13 protein-coding genes and 1 pseudogene are annotated in these 15,478 nt (G+C 60.9%); 9 read left to right on the top strand and 5 right to left on the bottom strand.

What is annotated here, in order from left to right; genetic code table 11:
• Positions 1-24: 24 nt before the first annotated feature.
• The gene (locus ABWO90_RS01600) at positions 25-774 is read right to left on the bottom strand and encodes a hypothetical protein (RefSeq protein WP_353189440.1); all 750 of its coding nucleotides are present in this window, start codon (positions 772-774) and stop codon (positions 25-27) included.
• A gap of 117 nt (positions 775-891) precedes the next feature.
• Complete coding sequence (locus tag ABWO90_RS01595) at positions 892-1,236, bottom strand: hypothetical protein (protein ID WP_353189439.1); 345 nt, start codon at positions 1,234-1,236, stop codon at positions 892-894.
• A gap of 178 nt (positions 1,237-1,414) precedes the next feature.
• Between ABWO90_RS01595 and ABWO90_RS01590 the strand changes: the two genes are divergently transcribed.
• Positions 1,415-2,497, top strand: a complete 1,083-nt coding sequence (locus ABWO90_RS01590; RefSeq protein WP_353189438.1) for an enolase C-terminal domain-like protein — start codon at positions 1,415-1,417, stop codon at positions 2,495-2,497.
• Between the two features lie 69 nt (positions 2,498-2,566).
• Here the strand turns inward: ABWO90_RS01590 and ABWO90_RS01585 are convergent, their stop codons facing one another.
• Entirely contained in the window at positions 2,567-3,487 is a 921-nt protein-coding gene (locus ABWO90_RS01585; RefSeq protein ID WP_353189437.1) for a LysR family transcriptional regulator, read from the bottom strand.
• A 108-nt stretch (positions 3,488-3,595) separates the two neighbouring features.
• On the opposite strand from ABWO90_RS01585, the gene ABWO90_RS01580 reads away from it, so the two are divergent.
• From ABWO90_RS01580 to ABWO90_RS01550, 7 genes are all read left to right on the top strand, one after another.
• The gene (locus ABWO90_RS01580; protein ID WP_353189436.1) at positions 3,596-4,756 is read left to right on the top strand and encodes an ABC transporter substrate-binding protein; all 1,161 of its coding nucleotides are present in this window, start codon (positions 3,596-3,598) and stop codon (positions 4,754-4,756) included.
• 72 nt (positions 4,757-4,828) lie between these two features.
• Entirely contained in the window at positions 4,829-5,701 is an 873-nt protein-coding gene (locus ABWO90_RS01575; protein ID WP_353189435.1) for a branched-chain amino acid ABC transporter permease, read from the top strand.
• A complete protein-coding gene (locus ABWO90_RS01570) occupies positions 5,698-6,636 on the top strand; it encodes a branched-chain amino acid ABC transporter permease (protein ID WP_353189434.1) in 939 nt (312 codons plus the stop codon). Before ABWO90_RS01575 ends, ABWO90_RS01570 begins: the two co-directional genes overlap by 4 nt.
• A complete protein-coding gene (locus tag ABWO90_RS01565; protein WP_353189433.1) occupies positions 6,636-7,391 on the top strand; it encodes an ABC transporter ATP-binding protein in 756 nt (251 codons plus the stop codon). Before ABWO90_RS01570 ends, ABWO90_RS01565 begins: the two co-directional genes overlap by 1 nt.
• Positions 7,388-8,221 (top strand): ABC transporter ATP-binding protein, encoded by an 834-nt coding sequence (locus ABWO90_RS01560; protein WP_353189432.1) that lies wholly within the window; start codon positions 7,388-7,390, stop codon positions 8,219-8,221. Before ABWO90_RS01565 ends, ABWO90_RS01560 begins: the two co-directional genes overlap by 4 nt.
• A gap of 75 nt (positions 8,222-8,296) precedes the next feature.
• Positions 8,297-10,447, top strand: a complete 2,151-nt coding sequence (locus ABWO90_RS01555) for a thiamine pyrophosphate-dependent enzyme (RefSeq protein WP_353189431.1) — start codon at positions 8,297-8,299, stop codon at positions 10,445-10,447.
• Complete coding sequence (locus tag ABWO90_RS01550; RefSeq protein WP_353189430.1) at positions 10,444-12,003, top strand: indolepyruvate oxidoreductase subunit beta family protein; 1,560 nt, start codon at positions 10,444-10,446, stop codon at positions 12,001-12,003. The genes ABWO90_RS01555 and ABWO90_RS01550 overlap by 4 nt, the downstream gene beginning before the upstream one ends.
• Positions 12,004-12,066: 63 nt before the next feature.
• Here the strand turns inward: ABWO90_RS01550 and ABWO90_RS01545 are convergent, their stop codons facing one another.
• Together ABWO90_RS01545 and ABWO90_RS01540 are read right to left on the bottom strand one after the other, a co-directional pair.
• Positions 12,067-13,203 carry an alpha-hydroxy-acid oxidizing protein gene (locus ABWO90_RS01545; RefSeq protein ID WP_353189429.1) on the bottom strand — a complete coding sequence of 379 codons (1,137 nt, stop codon included), beginning with the start codon at positions 13,201-13,203 and terminating at the stop codon, positions 12,067-12,069.
• A 49-nt stretch (positions 13,204-13,252) separates the two neighbouring features.
• Complete coding sequence (locus ABWO90_RS01540) at positions 13,253-13,483, bottom strand: hypothetical protein (protein ID WP_353189428.1); 231 nt, start codon at positions 13,481-13,483, stop codon at positions 13,253-13,255.
• Positions 13,484-14,457: 974 nt separating this feature from the next.
• Between ABWO90_RS01540 and ABWO90_RS01535 the strand changes: the two are divergent.
• Positions 14,458-15,432, top strand: a pseudogene (locus ABWO90_RS01535) (arginine deiminase family protein); the annotation flags it as partial.
• Positions 15,433-15,478: the final 46 nt, after the last annotated feature.

Here is a 15,478-nt window from a genome sequence, read left to right as displayed (position 1 = left end):
TCGAGAGCGTGTGCGGGGCTGCTGTCACGATGGTTGCACAGCGTCCACCCTGATCTGATCGATCGATACGACGCGAAATTCCCGATCAGCCCATTGGTCCGTTAATTTCATGATGAGCGCTTTGTCGGCGGTGACAAACACTAGCCGCCACTCCGGTTCTGTTTGATTCAGGAGATGGGCTCTAGCGAGTGTCGAGTGGGATGGGGTGGCATGGAGTCGGGCCATCGACTTTCCGCCGAATACCGGAAGTGAGCATACCAGGACCAATGCAATCATGCCTGCAGCACCTTGCAGCGGCTGAGAGAACATGGGTTTGTTTGCAAGCCGTCGGGATCTGGCAAAACCAGCTACGGCGCCAATGACAATTCCGTCGGCGATGAAGAACCCGACGAGCAAGAGGATCGACGCGATGGGCCCCTTCAATACTTCGCTGGCCAGAAATAGACAATAACAAACGAGACCGGCACCCAGGCCTCCGAGCAGCCAAACCTTGTCGTTCGATGTGGTCGATTGGACACCAATTCCACACAGAATCGCTATTGTGAGCATTGCGCCGAATGGAGCGGATAAATAGATCAACGCGGTCGGATTCAGGAGGTTGGCCGCCCACGACGCGCCGATCTCCTGAAGATAGATCTTCGCGTAAACGTATCCCAGGATTGAGAACAACGCCGCTCCAAGGACTGTCAAGCTACTTAGCTTGACAGAGATGTCCAGGACCGTTGATGTTTTCTGCTCATGGTACTTGGTCTCCTGAGGTTTGCTGCCGTCCATATTCTTTTCTCAAATGTCTGGTACGTGTCGAGGTACCTCAGTCATGAGGTCAGATCTACTCAAATTATCGATCCTTGAGCCACGTCCGTGGGACAGGCACCACCCGCTCCCAGGAGATTACGGCAACAACTGAATCGTCGTCGCGATCGCGTCATCTACCTGATCCAACGTGATCCCGGGTGAGTCGTTTACGCTTGCGATCTTATTGCAGACATCGATACGCAGAGAAATCTGCGCTGGCACGTGATTTCCTGGAAATCGGCGCATCATCAAAGTGACCACGTTAGCCGAGTCCCATATCGCCTCTTCTGCAGACCAACGCTCATCGCTCGGCTGATAAAGGACCTCGCCCGTCACCGCGTTGACGATCGACGGCGTGTAGACCCACTGCGAAGCAGATGCTTCCCATAGGGCCGAGCGAACGTCGTACTTGCCATCCGGTGATTTCGATAGGATTTCCATACAACCTCCTCAGTCCATGTTGGGTTGGCCTGCTGCCAGCTACGTGGAAAGCAAGTTTAGCTTTTCGCGCTTGGCACTTATAGATCGCATCTATGAGCGAAGTAAAAAACTGTTGATTTGCGTCGACTCCTGACGGCTCTTAGTATGAAATCCCGTCTGTATAGCCCAAGAGCGTTCAATGCAAACCGACATCTTGATCACCGGCCTTCGCACTCGCGCAGTGAATGTGCCCCTGCAATATCCGGTGAAAACCTCCGTAGGTATCGTTGCCACATCTCCGTTGGTCCTCATCGACCTGGAGACGAATAACGGGGTCGTTGGTCACGCCTACGTGTTCACGTATACGCCTTTGGCGCTCAAGCCCGTCCAATGCATGGTCGACGAGTTGGCATCGGTTGTATGCGGTCAGCCGCTGGCGCCGTACGCTCTCGAGCAGATGCTGCAGGCCCGCTTCCGCCTTGTCGGCAATACGGGGTTGATTCGTATGGCGTCCTCGGGACTGGATATGGCGGCTTGGGATGCGTACGCCAAGGTGCTCGGTGCGCCTCTGGTCGAAGTTCTGGGGGGGAGGGCACGACCACTGGCCGCCTACGACAGCCACTCAATGGATGGCGAGGAACTTGCCGTCCGCCGAGCAGTGAACGCCGCTGAGGCCGGGTACAAAGCGATCAAGACCAAGATTGGCTATGCAACGCTGGACGAGGACATCAATGTCATTCGTGCCATCCGCAAAGCAGTGGGCGACAGCATGGAAATCATGGTCGACTACAACCAGGGATTGAACGTTCCCGAGGCAATCCGCCGCGGCCGAGCCGTCGCGGCAGAAGGCGTCAGCTGGATCGAAGAGCCGACCCTGCAGCACGACTACGAAGGCCACAGTCAGATCCGACAAGCACTTTCGGTGCCGGTACAGATGGGCGAGAACTGGTTCGGCGCCGAAGAAATGGCACTGGCCTTGTCGGCCCAAGCTTGTGACTTGTGCATGCCCGATCTAATGAAGATTGGTGGCGTCAGCGGCTGGTTGCGGGCACGTGCGCTGGCTGAGCGTCATAGCCTGCCCATGTCCAGCCATATCTTCCAGGAGTTCAGTGCACATCTTCTCGCTGTCAGCCCGACGTGCCATTGGCTTGAACAGATGGATCTCGCTGGGCCGGTGGTCGATTCAGCACTCACGTTCAAGGACGGAAAAGCCATCATCGGTGATGCTCCAGGCGCAGGTATCGCGTGGAAGCAAGATGCCGTCGAAAAGTACAGCGTGTAACGCCTGCAATTGGCGCCGTGGATAAATCACGACAGTTGGCGTCAACGGCGTCTGAAGCCGTCGCCGCGATTACAAGGGGGATAAAGCGTCATCCACCAAGCCCCGCATCCACATGTGGGCCGGGTTGTCGTCCTGGAACTCGTGCCAATACATGCCAACCTCGAACGGCTCGATATCGATCGGCAGCGGCACGGTCTGTAGTGGCGCCACCTGTGCGAACTGCTTGCCGACTCGTGACGGCACCGTTGCCATCAGGTCGCTCGAGGCCAACAGCTGCGGAAGAATCGTGAAGTGCAAGATCTGCATCACAATTTGACGGCTGACGCTGTGCTGGCGCAGTGCATTTTCGACCAGCGCATGGCCGGAGAACGGCGAGGTCACCATGACGTGACGCGCCTCGATGAATCTCGCAAGCGTAAGTTGCGGATCGGCTGACGGGTGCCCCTGACGAAGCACGCATTCGTAATGCTCTCGGAACAGCCCCTTTCGGCGAATGTTCTGCCCGATGAGCTGCATGTTGCCAATGACCAGATCGACCTTGCCCGAGGCGAGCCACTTGGCCGCGTCGTCGATCGTCGCCTGCACGATCTCGATCTCCACCTGCGGCGCAGAAGCGGCAACACGCGCGTAAATAGGCGGCAGAAAGATCAGCTCGCCGATGTCACTCATGGCGAGCCTGAAACGTCGATTCGACGATGCCGGCACAAATTCTTGCGGGGACTCGATAGCGCTCGCAATCGTCGCCATCGCCACGGAAAATTTCCGGTAGGCGGCTTCGCCGATCGCAGTCGGGATCATTCTGTCCGCTGTGCGCACGAACAACGGATCGTGAAGTGCTTCGCGCAACTTCGCCAGACCGTAGCTGATCGTGGGCTGAGTCACGAACATTCGAGACGCTGCAGCGGTGACGCTACCGGTCTCATAAATACTAACGAATACCCTAATCAAATTCAGGTCTAGCCTCGCTGGACCCGTCGGAGAGTGCGTCATGTTGGGCTTATAGATCTTATCGATTTCGGTGAATCATATTATCGATTTGATTTGTGGGTCGAGCGATTTCTATACTCGGCTCACAAAACTACACAACCTGGAGACAACATGCCCCGCTTGACGACGCTTACGTCGCGCCTTGCTGCGACCGTGGTTCCCGCACTTGCATTTACCTTCGCCGTTTCAAGTCACGCGGCCGAGCCGATTCGTATCGGCGCCGTGGTGTCAGCCACCGGCGCAGCATCATTCCTTGGCGATCCCGAGCAGAAGACGCTCAATCAGTACGTGGAAAAGGTGAACGCATCGGGCGGCGTGCTCGGACGCCAGATCGTGCTCGTGGTGTACGACGACGGCAGCGACGCCAACACGGCGAATGCCATGGCCAAGCGCCTGATGCTCCAGGACAATGTGGACCTGATTCTCGGCGCGTCGACAACCGGCTCCACGATGGCGATGGCGCCGCTGGCCACGGGCAACAAGGTGCCGACGATTTCGCTGGCAGCCGCGACGGTCATCGTCGACCCGGTCAAGCCGTTCGTCTTCAAGGTGCCGCACTCCGACACGATGGCCGCCGAGAAGGTGCTCGAGGACATGAAGCAGCATGGCATTACGCGGTTTGCGCTGCTCTCGGATACCGGCGGTTTCGGCAAATCCGGTCGCAACGAAACCATCAAGGCGGCCAAGCGCCTAGGCATGACGGTCGTCGAAGATCAAAGCTACGGCGAGCGCGACGCCGACATGACGCCGCAGCTCACGAAAGCTCGCGGGGCCAATCCACAAGCCGTCTTCGTGTTCGGCACGGGGCAAGCGCCGGCGATCGTCGCCCGCAACTTCAAGCAACTGGGTCTGAACGTGCCGCTGTACATGTCGCACGGCCAGGCGTCGGCGGAGTTCATTCGCATTGCGGGCCCGGCCGCCGAGGGCGTACGCATGCCCTCGCCAGCGCTGCTGATTGCCGAGCAGCTGGCACCGAACGATCCCCAGCGTCCGGTGAGCCTGAACTACAAACAATCCTACGAAGCCAAATACAAGCAGGATGTTTCCACGTTCGGTGGCTACGCCTACGACGGCTTGATGATGGCCGTCGACGCAATCAAGCGCGCCGGCACGACCGACAAGGCCAAGGTACGCGACGCGATCGAGCAGACGAAGAATTTCGTCGGCGTGAGCGGCGTGTACACGATGTCGCCGACCGATCACATGGGCCTGAACAGCAGCGCCTTCCGCATGGTCGAGATCCGCGACGGCCGCTTCGTCGCAGCCAAGTAACGACCCGCCTGTTCCTGCGCGAGGCGCCGCCGTCACGGCGCCACGCCTCGCGTCAGTCGTGAGGAGTTCAATATGCACGACCTGCTGCAGTTCATCATTGCAGGGGTGACCGTGGGCGCCATCTACGCGCTCGTGGCCCTTGGCTTCACCATCGTCTATAACGCCAGCGGCGTCATCAACTTCGCGCAGGGTGACTTTGTCATGCTGGGGGGCATGGTGACAGTGGCGCTGATTCAGCTCCACGTCCATCCACTGATCGCCGCCGGCATTGCTATCGTAGTAACCACATGTATCGCAGGCCTGCTCGAACGCTTCGGCATCGCGCCGGCAGGGCGGGCGGACCCGCTGACGCTGATCATCATCACGATCGGCGCATCGCTCTTCATTCAGGGCGGCACCCAGCTATTTCTCGGCAAAAACCAGCACACGCTGGCGTCGTTCTCCGGCGATACGCCGATCGACCTGGCCGGTGCCCGTCTGCTACCTCAGAGCCTGTGGATCATCGGCGTTGCGGCAGTGCTGATGGTACTGGTCGCCGTCTTCTTCAAGAAAACGCTGATCGGGCGTGCCATTCGCGCCGTCGCGATGAACCGGGCTGCCGCGCAGTTGGTCGGCATCCCGGCGCATGTGGTGACGCTGCTGTCCTTCGGGTTGGCGGGATTGCTCGGCGCCGTCGCCGGCATTACCGCAGCACCGATAACCACGACCGTGTACGACCTCGGCTTGATGTTGGGCATGAAAGGGTTCGTGGCGGCGTCGCTCGGCGGGCTTGGCAGTGGCGCCGGCGCGGTAGTCGGCGGGCTGGTCGTCGGCTTGCTCGAAGCATTGGTCGCAGGATACGTATCGTCGGCCTATAAGGATGCCGTGCCTTTCATCATGATCATCGGCGTGCTGCTCCTGATGCCTCGCGGCATCTTCGGTGGTCGTCTCGCGGAGCGCGTATGAACAACCATCTGCTTGCCCGGTCCGTCTGGCTTGGCGTTATCGTGCTGGCGCTGCTGCCGTTGGCGCTGCCGAACGCCTTCATGCTGGACGTGGCCATTCGCATCCTGTTCGCCGCGATCATCGCTGTCGGGCTCAACCTGCTGATGGGCTTCGCAGGCCAGATCAGCATCGGCCACGCCGCGTTCGTGGCGATGGGCGGCTACGCAAGTGGCATTCTCACGGCCACCTACGACCTGCCTCCGGTCGCGGCGTTGCTCCTCGGCGCTGCGGGGACAGGCATCGTGGCCTGGGCGATTGCCCGGCCAATGCTGCGCCTGCGCGGGCACTCGCTGACCATGGCGACGCTCGGTCTCGGCATCATCGTCAATCTGGTGCTGATCAACGAAGGCACGCTCACCGGCGGTCCCGATGGCATGGCCGTCGGCCCGTTTGGTGTCGGCAGCCTGATGCTCGAGTCGCCGATGGCGTGGTACGTCGCTGCGGCGGCACTGCTGGTTGTCGTCGTCATCCTGTCGCTCAACCTCTACGTCTCGCCGGCAGGGCGTGCCCTGCGCGCGCTGCACAGCACGGAGGTCGCCGCCAAGGTCATGGGCGTGGATGCCACGGCGTTCAAGGCCAAGGTGTTCGTCCTGTCGGCCGTTATTGCGAGCGTTGCCGGCGGTCTGTTAGCCCACTACACGGGCTTCATTACGCCGCAGCTGGCGAGCTTCATGTCGTCGGTCCAACTCGCCACGATGGTCGTGGTCGGCGGCATGGCCTCCACCTTTGGCGTCGTGTTCGGTGCTGCGCTCATCGTCCTGCTGCCGCAGTTGTTTGGCGGGCTCCAGGAGTACGAGTTGATCCTGTTCGGTCTGGTACTGATGGTGACGATGATCTTCCTGCCGCGCGGCATTGTTCCGACGCTGGCCAGCCGCTTTGCGAACCGGAGGTCCTGATGCTGCAAGTCGAACATCTGAGCCGAAGTTTCGGCGGCGTCAAGGCCATCGACGATCTCAGTTTCTCCGTCAAGGCCGGCGACATTCACGCCGTCATCGGTCCCAACGGCGCCGGTAAGACCACCTTGTTCAATGTCATCACCGGCGTCTACGCCCCGTCGTCCGGCCACGTCCGGATGGAGGGCGACGACATCGGTGGCAAACCGCCGGAGCAGTTGGCGAAGCTCGGCATGAGCCGCACGTTCCAGAACCTGCAGGTCGCCATGAACCTGAGCGCATTGGAGAACGTGATGCTCGGCGCACATCTGCGCCTGAATCACGGCGTGCTGGCCGGCATGCTCTACGGCCCCAAACTGGCCCGCGCCGAGCGCGAAGCGCGTGAGCACGCGCGTGAATGCATGACCTTTGCCGGCGTCGGACAGTACGCCGACGCACGGGCGCAAGGCATGCCGTTCGGCGCGCTCAAGCGCCTGGAGATCGCACGCGCGCTGGCTGCCCGGCCGCGCCTGCTGTTGCTCGACGAGCCGGCGGCAGGGCTGAACCATACCGACACCGCGCAGATCAGCGAGCTGATTCAACGGGTGTCGCAGGAGGGCGTCACCGTGCTGCTGGTCGAGCACGACATGAACATGGTGATGTCGATCGCCGACCGAATCCTGGTACTGGATTTCGGCAAAGTGCTGGCGGAGGGCAACGCACAGGAAGTGCGAAGCAATCCTGCCGTTGTTGAGGCTTATCTGGGAGCCATGGCATGAGTGTGACGCGCGTGGACACCAACCTTCAAGGGGTCGCGCGAGCGACCGATCAAGCATCGCCCGCGTTGCACGCCAAGGCGGCCAAGCCCGGCAGATCTGGCGGCCAATCCGGCGGGAGCGAACGCGCAGTACTGCAAGTCTCCGGTTTGACCGCGGGTTATGGTCGAATTCAGGCCCTCTTCGGCGTCGAATTTTCCGTGGGCGCCGGTCAACTGGTTACGCTGGTCGGCGCGAATGGCGCCGGCAAAACTACGCTATTGCGCACGCTATCCGGGGTAGTGTCTGCAACCAGCGGTGTCGTCCAGCTTTACGGCGAAGACGTCACCCGCGTGAGAGCCGACAAGCGCGTCGCGCGCGGCATGGCACACGTACCGGAGGGGCGCCAGGTCTTCTCCGGCCTGACGGTAGAAGAGAACCTGATACTGGGCGGCTTCACCGTATCCGGCGCCCAACGTACCGAGGGCATGGCGCGTGTCTACGACATCTTCCCGGTGCTTTTCGAGAAACGACAACAACTCGCCGGCACGCTGTCCGGCGGGCAGCAGCAGATGTTGGCCATCGGGCGAGGTCTGATGTCTCGCCCGCGCCTGATGCTGCTCGACGAGCCGTCGATGGGCCTCTCGCCGAAGCTGGTGCAGGAGGTGTTCGACGTCATCGTGCGTCTGCGCGATTCCGGCATTCCGATCCTGTTGGTCGAGCAGAACGCCCACGCGGCGCTGTCGATCGCCGACCACGGATACGTGATGGAGCTGGGCAAGATCGTCGTTTCGGGCACAGGCGCAGAACTGCTTGGCGACGATCGCGTCAAGCAGGCCTACCTCGGCATGTAAGCCCTCTTTTTCTGGCACACGTTCGTCGGACGACGGTTTCAAGAACCGGCGGCGGATAAACTCGCGGGAGATTTCATGGAAAGATCATTCAAGCGAGAGGTGGAGAGCCTCTCGATGGGCGCAGGTGACGTGTTTCACGGCGAGGGCATTCTGGCCGTCACGAAGGCGCTGCTGCAGTCGGGTGTCAGCTACATCGGGGGCTATCAGGGCGCGCCGGTCTCGCACCTGATCGACGTTCTGGGCGATGCTCGCGAATTGCTCGATTCGCTCGGCATCCACTTTGAAAACAACGCGTCGGAAGCCGGCGCGGCGGCGATGCTTGGCGCATCGATTCACTATCCGATCCGGGGCGCGGTGACCTGGAAATCGACGGTCGGCACCAACGTCGCGTCCGACGCGCTCTCGAACCTGGCGTCGGCCGGGGTCAAGGGCGGTTCGGTGATCATCCTCGGCGAGGATTACGGCGAAGGTTCCAGCATCATCCAGGAGCGAACGCACGCCTTTGCAATGAAGTCGCAGATGTGGCTGCTCGATCCGCGTCCGAACCTTACCTCTATCGTTGACATGGTCGAGCAGGGTTTCGAACTTTCGGAAGCGAGCAACACGCCGGTGATGTTGCAACTGCGCATTCGGGCCTGTCACGTGCATGGCGCATTCGTCTGCAAGGACAATCGGGCACCCGCGTTGTCACGCGAGCATCTGATCGGCGATGCGAAATTCAGTTACGACAAGATCTGCCTGCCACCGTCTACGTACGCGCACGAGAAGCAGAAGATCGAGGACCGCTGGCCGGCGGCTGTCGACTATATCAAGCGTGCGGGGCTGAACGAGACGTTCCGTAGCACCAGTGGCGCTGACGTCGGCATCATCGTGCAGGGCGGCTTGTACAACGGCCTGATTCGCGCCATGCAGCAACTCGGCCTGGCAGATGCCTTCGGCGATCCACAGATCCCGATTCATGTGCTCAACGTCGTCTATCCGCTGGTCTCCGACGAAATCGAGGCATTCTGTTCGGGCAAGAAGGCTGTCCTGCTGGTCGAGGAGGGGCAGCCGGCCTACATCGAAGACGCCATTCAGGCAATTCTGCGTCGTGCCGGCGCCGACACGCGTATCTATGGCAAGGATGTCCTGCCGGCGTACGGCGAATACACCGGCGAGGTGCTCGTCGACGGCATTGCGAAGTTTGTCGAGCAGGCCAATCCGATGGGGCTGGATGGCACGGCCGTCGCCGGGACGTTCTCCGAGCTGGCAACCCATCGTACCGCCGGTGCCGAGGCGCTCGGCGACGCGCCAGTGCCGGGCCGCCCGCCGGGCTTCTGCGTCGGCTGTCCGGAGCGACCGGTCTTCGCCGCGATGAAACTGATGCAGCAGCAGGTGGGGGCGGTGCACGTGAGCGCCGATATCGGCTGCCATACGTTCGGCACGCTGCCTCCGTTCAACGTTGGCAGCACGGTATTGGGCTACGGGTTGGGACTGGCAAGCTCGTCAGGCGTTGCGCCGCTGATGGAGAACCGCGTCGTGAGCATCATGGGCGACGGGGGCTTCTGGCACAACGGCTTCACGTCCGGGGTAGTCAATGCGGTCCACAACGAGCAGGACTCGGTGCTGGTCATCATGAAGAACGGCTACACGTCGGCGACCGGCACGCAAGCCATCCCGTCCACCAAGCCCGGTGGCAATGCGATTCCGAAATCGCTGGACATTGAAAAGGCGTTGCGCGGCGTTGGCGTGAACTGGATCAAGACGGTTCCCAGCTATCAGGTGAGTGACATGGTGAAGACGCTGGCCGAAGCCGTCACCACCGATACGCCGGGCCTGAAAGTCGTGATCGCTGACGGCGAGTGTCAGTTGGAACGGCAGCGACGCATCAAGCCGCTGCAGGCCGCGAAGCTCAAGGCCGGCAAGCGGGTCGTGCGCACGCGGTTCGGCATCGATGAGGACGTCTGCACGGGGGACCATTCGTGCATCCGCCTATCGGGCTGTCCGTCGTTGACCATCAAGGACAACCCGAGCGCACTGCGCACGGACCCGGTGGCTACCGTCAATCAGGGCTGCGTCGGCTGCGGCCTGTGCGGTGAGGTCTCTCACGCAGCGGTGCTGTGCCCGTCGTTCTACAAGGCAGAAGTGATTCAGAACCCGAGCCGATGGGACCGAATCTCCGCAGGATTCAGGAACTTCGTGATCGACCGTATGGCGGGCAATGCCCGGAGGCAAGCATGGCAGTGAGCAAAACGCGCAGTTACACCGTACTGATCGCAGCGCTGGGCGGCGAGGGCGGTGGAGTGTTGACCGACTGGTTGATCGAGGCGGCCAACCAGCTCGATTACCCTGTGCAGAGCACGTCCATTCCCGGTGTCGCCCAGCGCACGGGCGCCACCACCTATTACGTGGAGATCTTCCCGCAGGCGCGCAGCGAGCTGGCCGGCAGGGAGCCGGTTCTGTCGCTCACGCCGAGCCCGGGCAGCGTGGACGCGGTCGTTGCGTCCGAGATTGTCGAGGCCGGACGTGCCATTCAACGTGGCTGGGTAACGCCCGGCCGCACGACGCTCGTGGCGTCGACGCATCGAGAGTATGCCGTCGTCGAGAAGAGCGCGATGGGGGACGGCCGGTACGATACCCAGCCCATCATCGATGCGGCGCAGCGACTGGCACACCGCACAGTGTTCGGCGATCTGCGCGCGTTGGCACTGGCCAACGGCACGGTCATCAATACCGTGATGTTTGGCGCGCTGGTTGGGGCGGGTAGCCTGCCATTGTCTCGCGCCGCTTGCGAGGAGGCCATCCGCCGGACGGGCAAGGCCGTGGAAGCAAGTCTGGCGGGTTTCGCCGCCGGTTACGCATTGGCCACAACGGGACTCGTGCGTGACGCTTCAGCGACTAGCAGTCAATTGAAGAGCGAGGACGCAGCGGGTCCGCAAGGTGCACAGCTGTCGCAGTTTCCGCGAGAGCTGCGCGAAATCGTGGCTGCGGGCATCGCGCAGGTTGCCGACTATCAGGACGAGCGCTATGTGGAAACGTATGTGGAACGACTGCAGCCCGTCGTCGCACTGGAGCGGGACGCCGGCGGTGGCGCGTCCGGTTACCCGGTATCACGCGAAACGGCTCGTTTTCTCGCGCTCTGGATGAGTTACGAAGACGTCATTCGCGTCGCGGATTTAAAAACGCGTCGGGAGCGCCTGTTGCGCGTGCGTGCTGAAGTCGGTGCCAAACAAAGTGAGCCGGTCATGCTCACCGAATACTTGAAACCGGGTATCGAAGAGCTGTGTTCGGTGCTGCCGCGTGGCCTGGCGGCCATGGCGCGTCGATGGGGCGAGCGGCAGGGCAAGGACGTTCACGTGGGGCTGCATATCAAGACGACCAGCGTGCGCGGTTTCGCCATGCTCGTGGCCTTGCGCAGCCTGCGGCGCTGGCGCCGCGGCTCGGCCCGCTTCCACGAAGAGCAGGCCTTGATTAATGAATGGCTGGGGGTGATTAGCAGCGCGCTGCCGCGATCCGCATCAGTGGCTTACGAACTGGCGCTTTGCGGCAATCTGGTCAAGGGGTACGGGCAAACGCACTTGCGAGGTCGCGCCAATCTTCGGAAGATCCTCGACGATGTCGCGAAATCGGGTGCCATGATCGGCACTGAGCTGACTCAGCGCATTTCGGCCGCGAGGAAGGCAGCACTTGCCGATCCCGAAAGCCGAGCGCTGTCAGCCATGCTTAGCTTGCCAGTGCCGGAGCCCAAGGTCCAGCCCATTCGCTTCTCGCCCAAGCCGAAGCGGGTCGCGGCAACTTCCTGATCTTGCCGGGAACCGGGAACCGGGCGGCGGACGCATCATAAGTGTGCCGCCCGGCCAGAAGCGTTACTGCGACGCGGCTTCGTTCCAGAGATAGCTGCTATCGAGCTCAGCCATGGACGCACATCCGATCTGCGCAAGCGTCCGATCAATTTCGTCGCGGAAGAGGTCGAGCACTGCATCCACGCCAGCACCTCCGCGTGCCGCGAGTCCATAGAGCGTTGCCCGACCCAACAGGACAGCTGTTGCGCCTGAGGCAACCGCCTTGACCACATCAGCCCCACGCCGAATGCCGCTGTCGATAAGGATCGGCGCGTCGATGGCGTTCCGGGTCGCGGGCAGCGACTCGAACGGTGCGACGGCGCAGTCAAGTTGTCGCCCGCCGTGGTTCGAGAGAATGACGCCGTCAATGCCCATGTCGATGCAGCGCTTCGCATCGCTTGGCCGGCTCAAGCCCTTGACGAGAAGCCGGTGTGGCCAGAGATCACGGAGGCGGGCCAGATCGTCCCAAGCGAAGCTGGCATCCATCTGGCGGCTCATCAATGCGGCCTGTACTTCCGTATCGTTCGCATCTGCCGAGGCGAAATTGGCCAGTTGCGGCACGCCATGTCGAAGCAGGTCGAGCGACCAGCGAGGATGCAGGACGCCGTCGAGCAGCGTGCGCGGCGTGTAGCGTACGGGCACGCCGAACTTGTTCCTCATGTCTCTCTCGCGCTTGCCATTTACGCCCACATCGACGGTCACCACGAGCGTGCTGTAACCAGCATCCAGGGCGCGCTTGACCATCGCTTCGGCAAGGCGCCGATGAACGATGTACAGCTGGAACCACAGATCACCGCCTGCCATTTCTGCGACTTGCTCGATCGACGAGTTCGATGCGGTGGAAAGTATGAATGGAATACCGAAGCGTTCCGCCGCTTTTGCCAGTTCGATATCGCCCTGCGGCCAAAGCACGCCATTGAGGCCGGTAGGCGCAATCAACAGCGGTGCTCGCATCGGCCGGCCGAACAGCGACGTTTCGATAGACCGCCGACTTACGTCGACGAGCCGTTTTGGCGCGAAACGAACCTGCCCGAAAACATTGCGATTGTGACGCAGACCGCCCTCGGTTTCAGCACCTCCTTCCAGATAGTCGAACACCATCTTGGGAAGGCGAGTTCGCGCGAGTTCGCGATAGTCGTCAACGTTGATCAGATTTGTCATTCCCCGTCTCCAGCTTTTTTATTCAATGTCAGGGAGTTCCACGCATTCGTCAGAGCGTCCATTGCGTTACCGGTACCGGCTGCGGCGTGGAGATTGACCAGAACAGAACGGACCCGTCCGCAATTCCAACGACGGCAGCCTCCTGCAAGCCGGGAATGTATTGGAAGTCGCTCGGAAAGTCCGTCAAGAAGGGCAGCTCATTCGAGTTCGGGCTACCAACGAAGGTGGTCATACCCTGCTCGCGCAGGCGGTCACAGCAGGCAGTGTGAATAGTCTTCATGGCGATGTCCTAATGGATGAATCCATCGTACGGACACACCAAAAATTAGGCAAATCGTAAGATTTTTTGAATTGATATAGATGGCGTCTATTTTCGTTCTGCCTGGCGTCTACGAGATGCCCACGGACCAGACACCGATCTTGCCGTTCCCATCAGTTGCCCCCTCGATCCAACTGGCGTTACTGGACATCGTCGTCAAACAAGGCACGTCCGGCTCAGAATACGACGTCGCCTGCGAAAGGTTGATCAGCGTGTTGAGCCAGGTATGACGCGAATCCGAATCGTAGCAACAAGGGCGCCAAGGATTGGTTCGTCGGCGGAGTCATCGCCGTGTCGCCGAAGCGGTCAACCGCAAGGGCTGGCGCCGCGAATGCATTGCGGTCGAGAATGGTGTCTGTCAGTCGATATTCAAATGCATCGCGTACGTCACGCAAACCGCGATGTGTCAAAAAGATGTCTTCTGGCAGGCCATTTCGCGTTGTGCGGCAGAGCCCCCAATGTACAGCCGGCCTCCCGATAAAGCGCAAACCGCGCAAGTGACTGTGCGGTTCGGTGGCGGGTACCGCAGGCGTCTCCTCGCATTTCATGGAACGGATGTTGGGCGCAACTGAGTCGTCGTTAGTACTGGATTTTTTTCGAGAACAATCATATAACTGACTAACATTCTAGCGGTGGGTATGGCGTCGCATTCGTACTTGGATATTTGAAATCGGGGATAGGTTGCGGGCGCGTTACAGCACTAAGGCAATCGATCGTGAATTGCGTCAGTGATGAAACGTGCCTCCAACACAGGTGCCTCAACGCCTGAGATGTCGCAAGAATTGCTTCTGTGATGTGCGCTGCTGCGGCGGGTCTTCTGAACGAGACTTCCAGGGACAGAGAGGGCCCCGATGGCCGATGCCGAACAGAAAGTGAGTCGCCTGCAGTTGACGGCGATGGTCGTTGGGGGGATGGTGGGTGCGGGGATCTTCTCGCTGCCACGTACCTTCGCCAGTGCAATGGGTCCTTTCGGCGCTGCAATCGCCTGGCTCGTGGCGGGTATCGGCACGTACCCGCTGGCTCGCGTCTTTCAGGCGCTGGCTGAGCGAAAGCCGAAGCTCGACGCGGGTGTCTTCGTCTACGCGAAAGAGGGCTTCGGGGATTACCCCGGGTTTCTCTCCATGTTTGGCTACTGGATCGGCAGTTGCATCGGTAACGTTTCATACTGGGTGCCGATCAAATCCACGCTGGGTGCATTCTTCCCGATCTTCGGGGACGGCAATACGGTCGTGGCCATCGCCGTGGCATCCGTCGGTATATGGCTGTTCCACTTCCTCATTCTTCGCGGCGTCAAGCAGGCGGCGTTTATCAACACCGCTGTGACCTTCGCCAAGGTCATCCCGATTCTGGTATTCATTGTCATCCTGATCTTCGTGTTCAGTCGCGGCACGTTTCAACCGAACATTCATTCGGCGGCGGAGGCGGGTGGCATCTTCGTAAGTCTTGGGCTGATCGTGTCGGCCATGCCCAAGATCCGCGCAGCCATGCATCTCGACACGGTCTTCACCTTCGCGGATCGCGACTGCGTGCCGATCGCACCGGACTTCCTCGCCAAGACCCGCACGTTCACCTACCGTCCGAGTGATCATCCGGCGGGTGTGGAACTGCACCAGGAGAAGAAGTCCTTTGTGGACGTGGTGAGCACTGCGCTGGGCATCAAAAAGATGCGGGTGGTGGAAGCGGGCTGCAACGACTATCAACGCGAGCGGACACAGTGGGACAGCGGTGCAAACCTGGTCTGCGCGTCGCCCGGGGTCGTCTTTACTTATGACCGCAATACCTACACCAACACGCTGCTGCGTAAAGCTGGCATTGAGGTCGTGACAATCGTTGGTGCGGAGCTCGGGCGCGGACGCGGCGGTGGCCATTGCATGACGTGTCCGATCATTCGTGATCCGGTTGACTCCTAGGGTTGCCGCATGTGATTGACGTCGCCGCGCCCGACTGACGCCCGGA

Source organism: Pandoraea pnomenusa, from assembly GCF_040391475.1.
GTDB classification, from domain to species: domain Bacteria; phylum Pseudomonadota; class Gammaproteobacteria; order Burkholderiales; family Burkholderiaceae; genus Pandoraea; species Pandoraea pnomenusa_C.
This window is presented reverse-complemented; position numbering and strand designations above follow the sequence as displayed.

Coding starts and splice junctions, on each gene's coding strand:
- ABWO90_RS01585 (WP_353189437.1), bottom strand. CDS start 3,487: ATGACGCACTCTCCGACGGGTCCAGCGAGGCTAGACCTGAATTTGATT.
- ABWO90_RS01555 (WP_353189431.1), top strand. CDS start 8,297: ATGGAAAGATCATTCAAGCGAGAGGTGGAGAGCCTCTCGATGGGCGCA.
- ABWO90_RS01570 (WP_353189434.1), top strand. CDS start 5,698: ATGAACAACCATCTGCTTGCCCGGTCCGTCTGGCTTGGCGTTATCGTG.
- ABWO90_RS01560 (WP_353189432.1), top strand. CDS start 7,388: ATGAGTGTGACGCGCGTGGACACCAACCTTCAAGGGGTCGCGCGAGCG.
- ABWO90_RS01565 (WP_353189433.1), top strand. CDS start 6,636: ATGCTGCAAGTCGAACATCTGAGCCGAAGTTTCGGCGGCGTCAAGGCC.
- ABWO90_RS01545 (WP_353189429.1), bottom strand. CDS start 13,203: ATGACAAATCTGATCAACGTTGACGACTATCGCGAACTCGCGCGAACT.
- ABWO90_RS01540 (WP_353189428.1), bottom strand. CDS start 13,483: ATGAAGACTATTCACACTGCCTGCTGTGACCGCCTGCGCGAGCAGGGT.
- ABWO90_RS01580 (WP_353189436.1), top strand. CDS start 3,596: ATGCCCCGCTTGACGACGCTTACGTCGCGCCTTGCTGCGACCGTGGTT.
- ABWO90_RS01590 (WP_353189438.1), top strand. CDS start 1,415: ATGCAAACCGACATCTTGATCACCGGCCTTCGCACTCGCGCAGTGAAT.
- ABWO90_RS01595 (WP_353189439.1), bottom strand. CDS start 1,236: ATGGAAATCCTATCGAAATCACCGGATGGCAAGTACGACGTTCGCTCG.
- ABWO90_RS01575 (WP_353189435.1), top strand. CDS start 4,829: ATGCACGACCTGCTGCAGTTCATCATTGCAGGGGTGACCGTGGGCGCC.
- ABWO90_RS01600 (WP_353189440.1), bottom strand. CDS start 774: ATGGACGGCAGCAAACCTCAGGAGACCAAGTACCATGAGCAGAAAACA.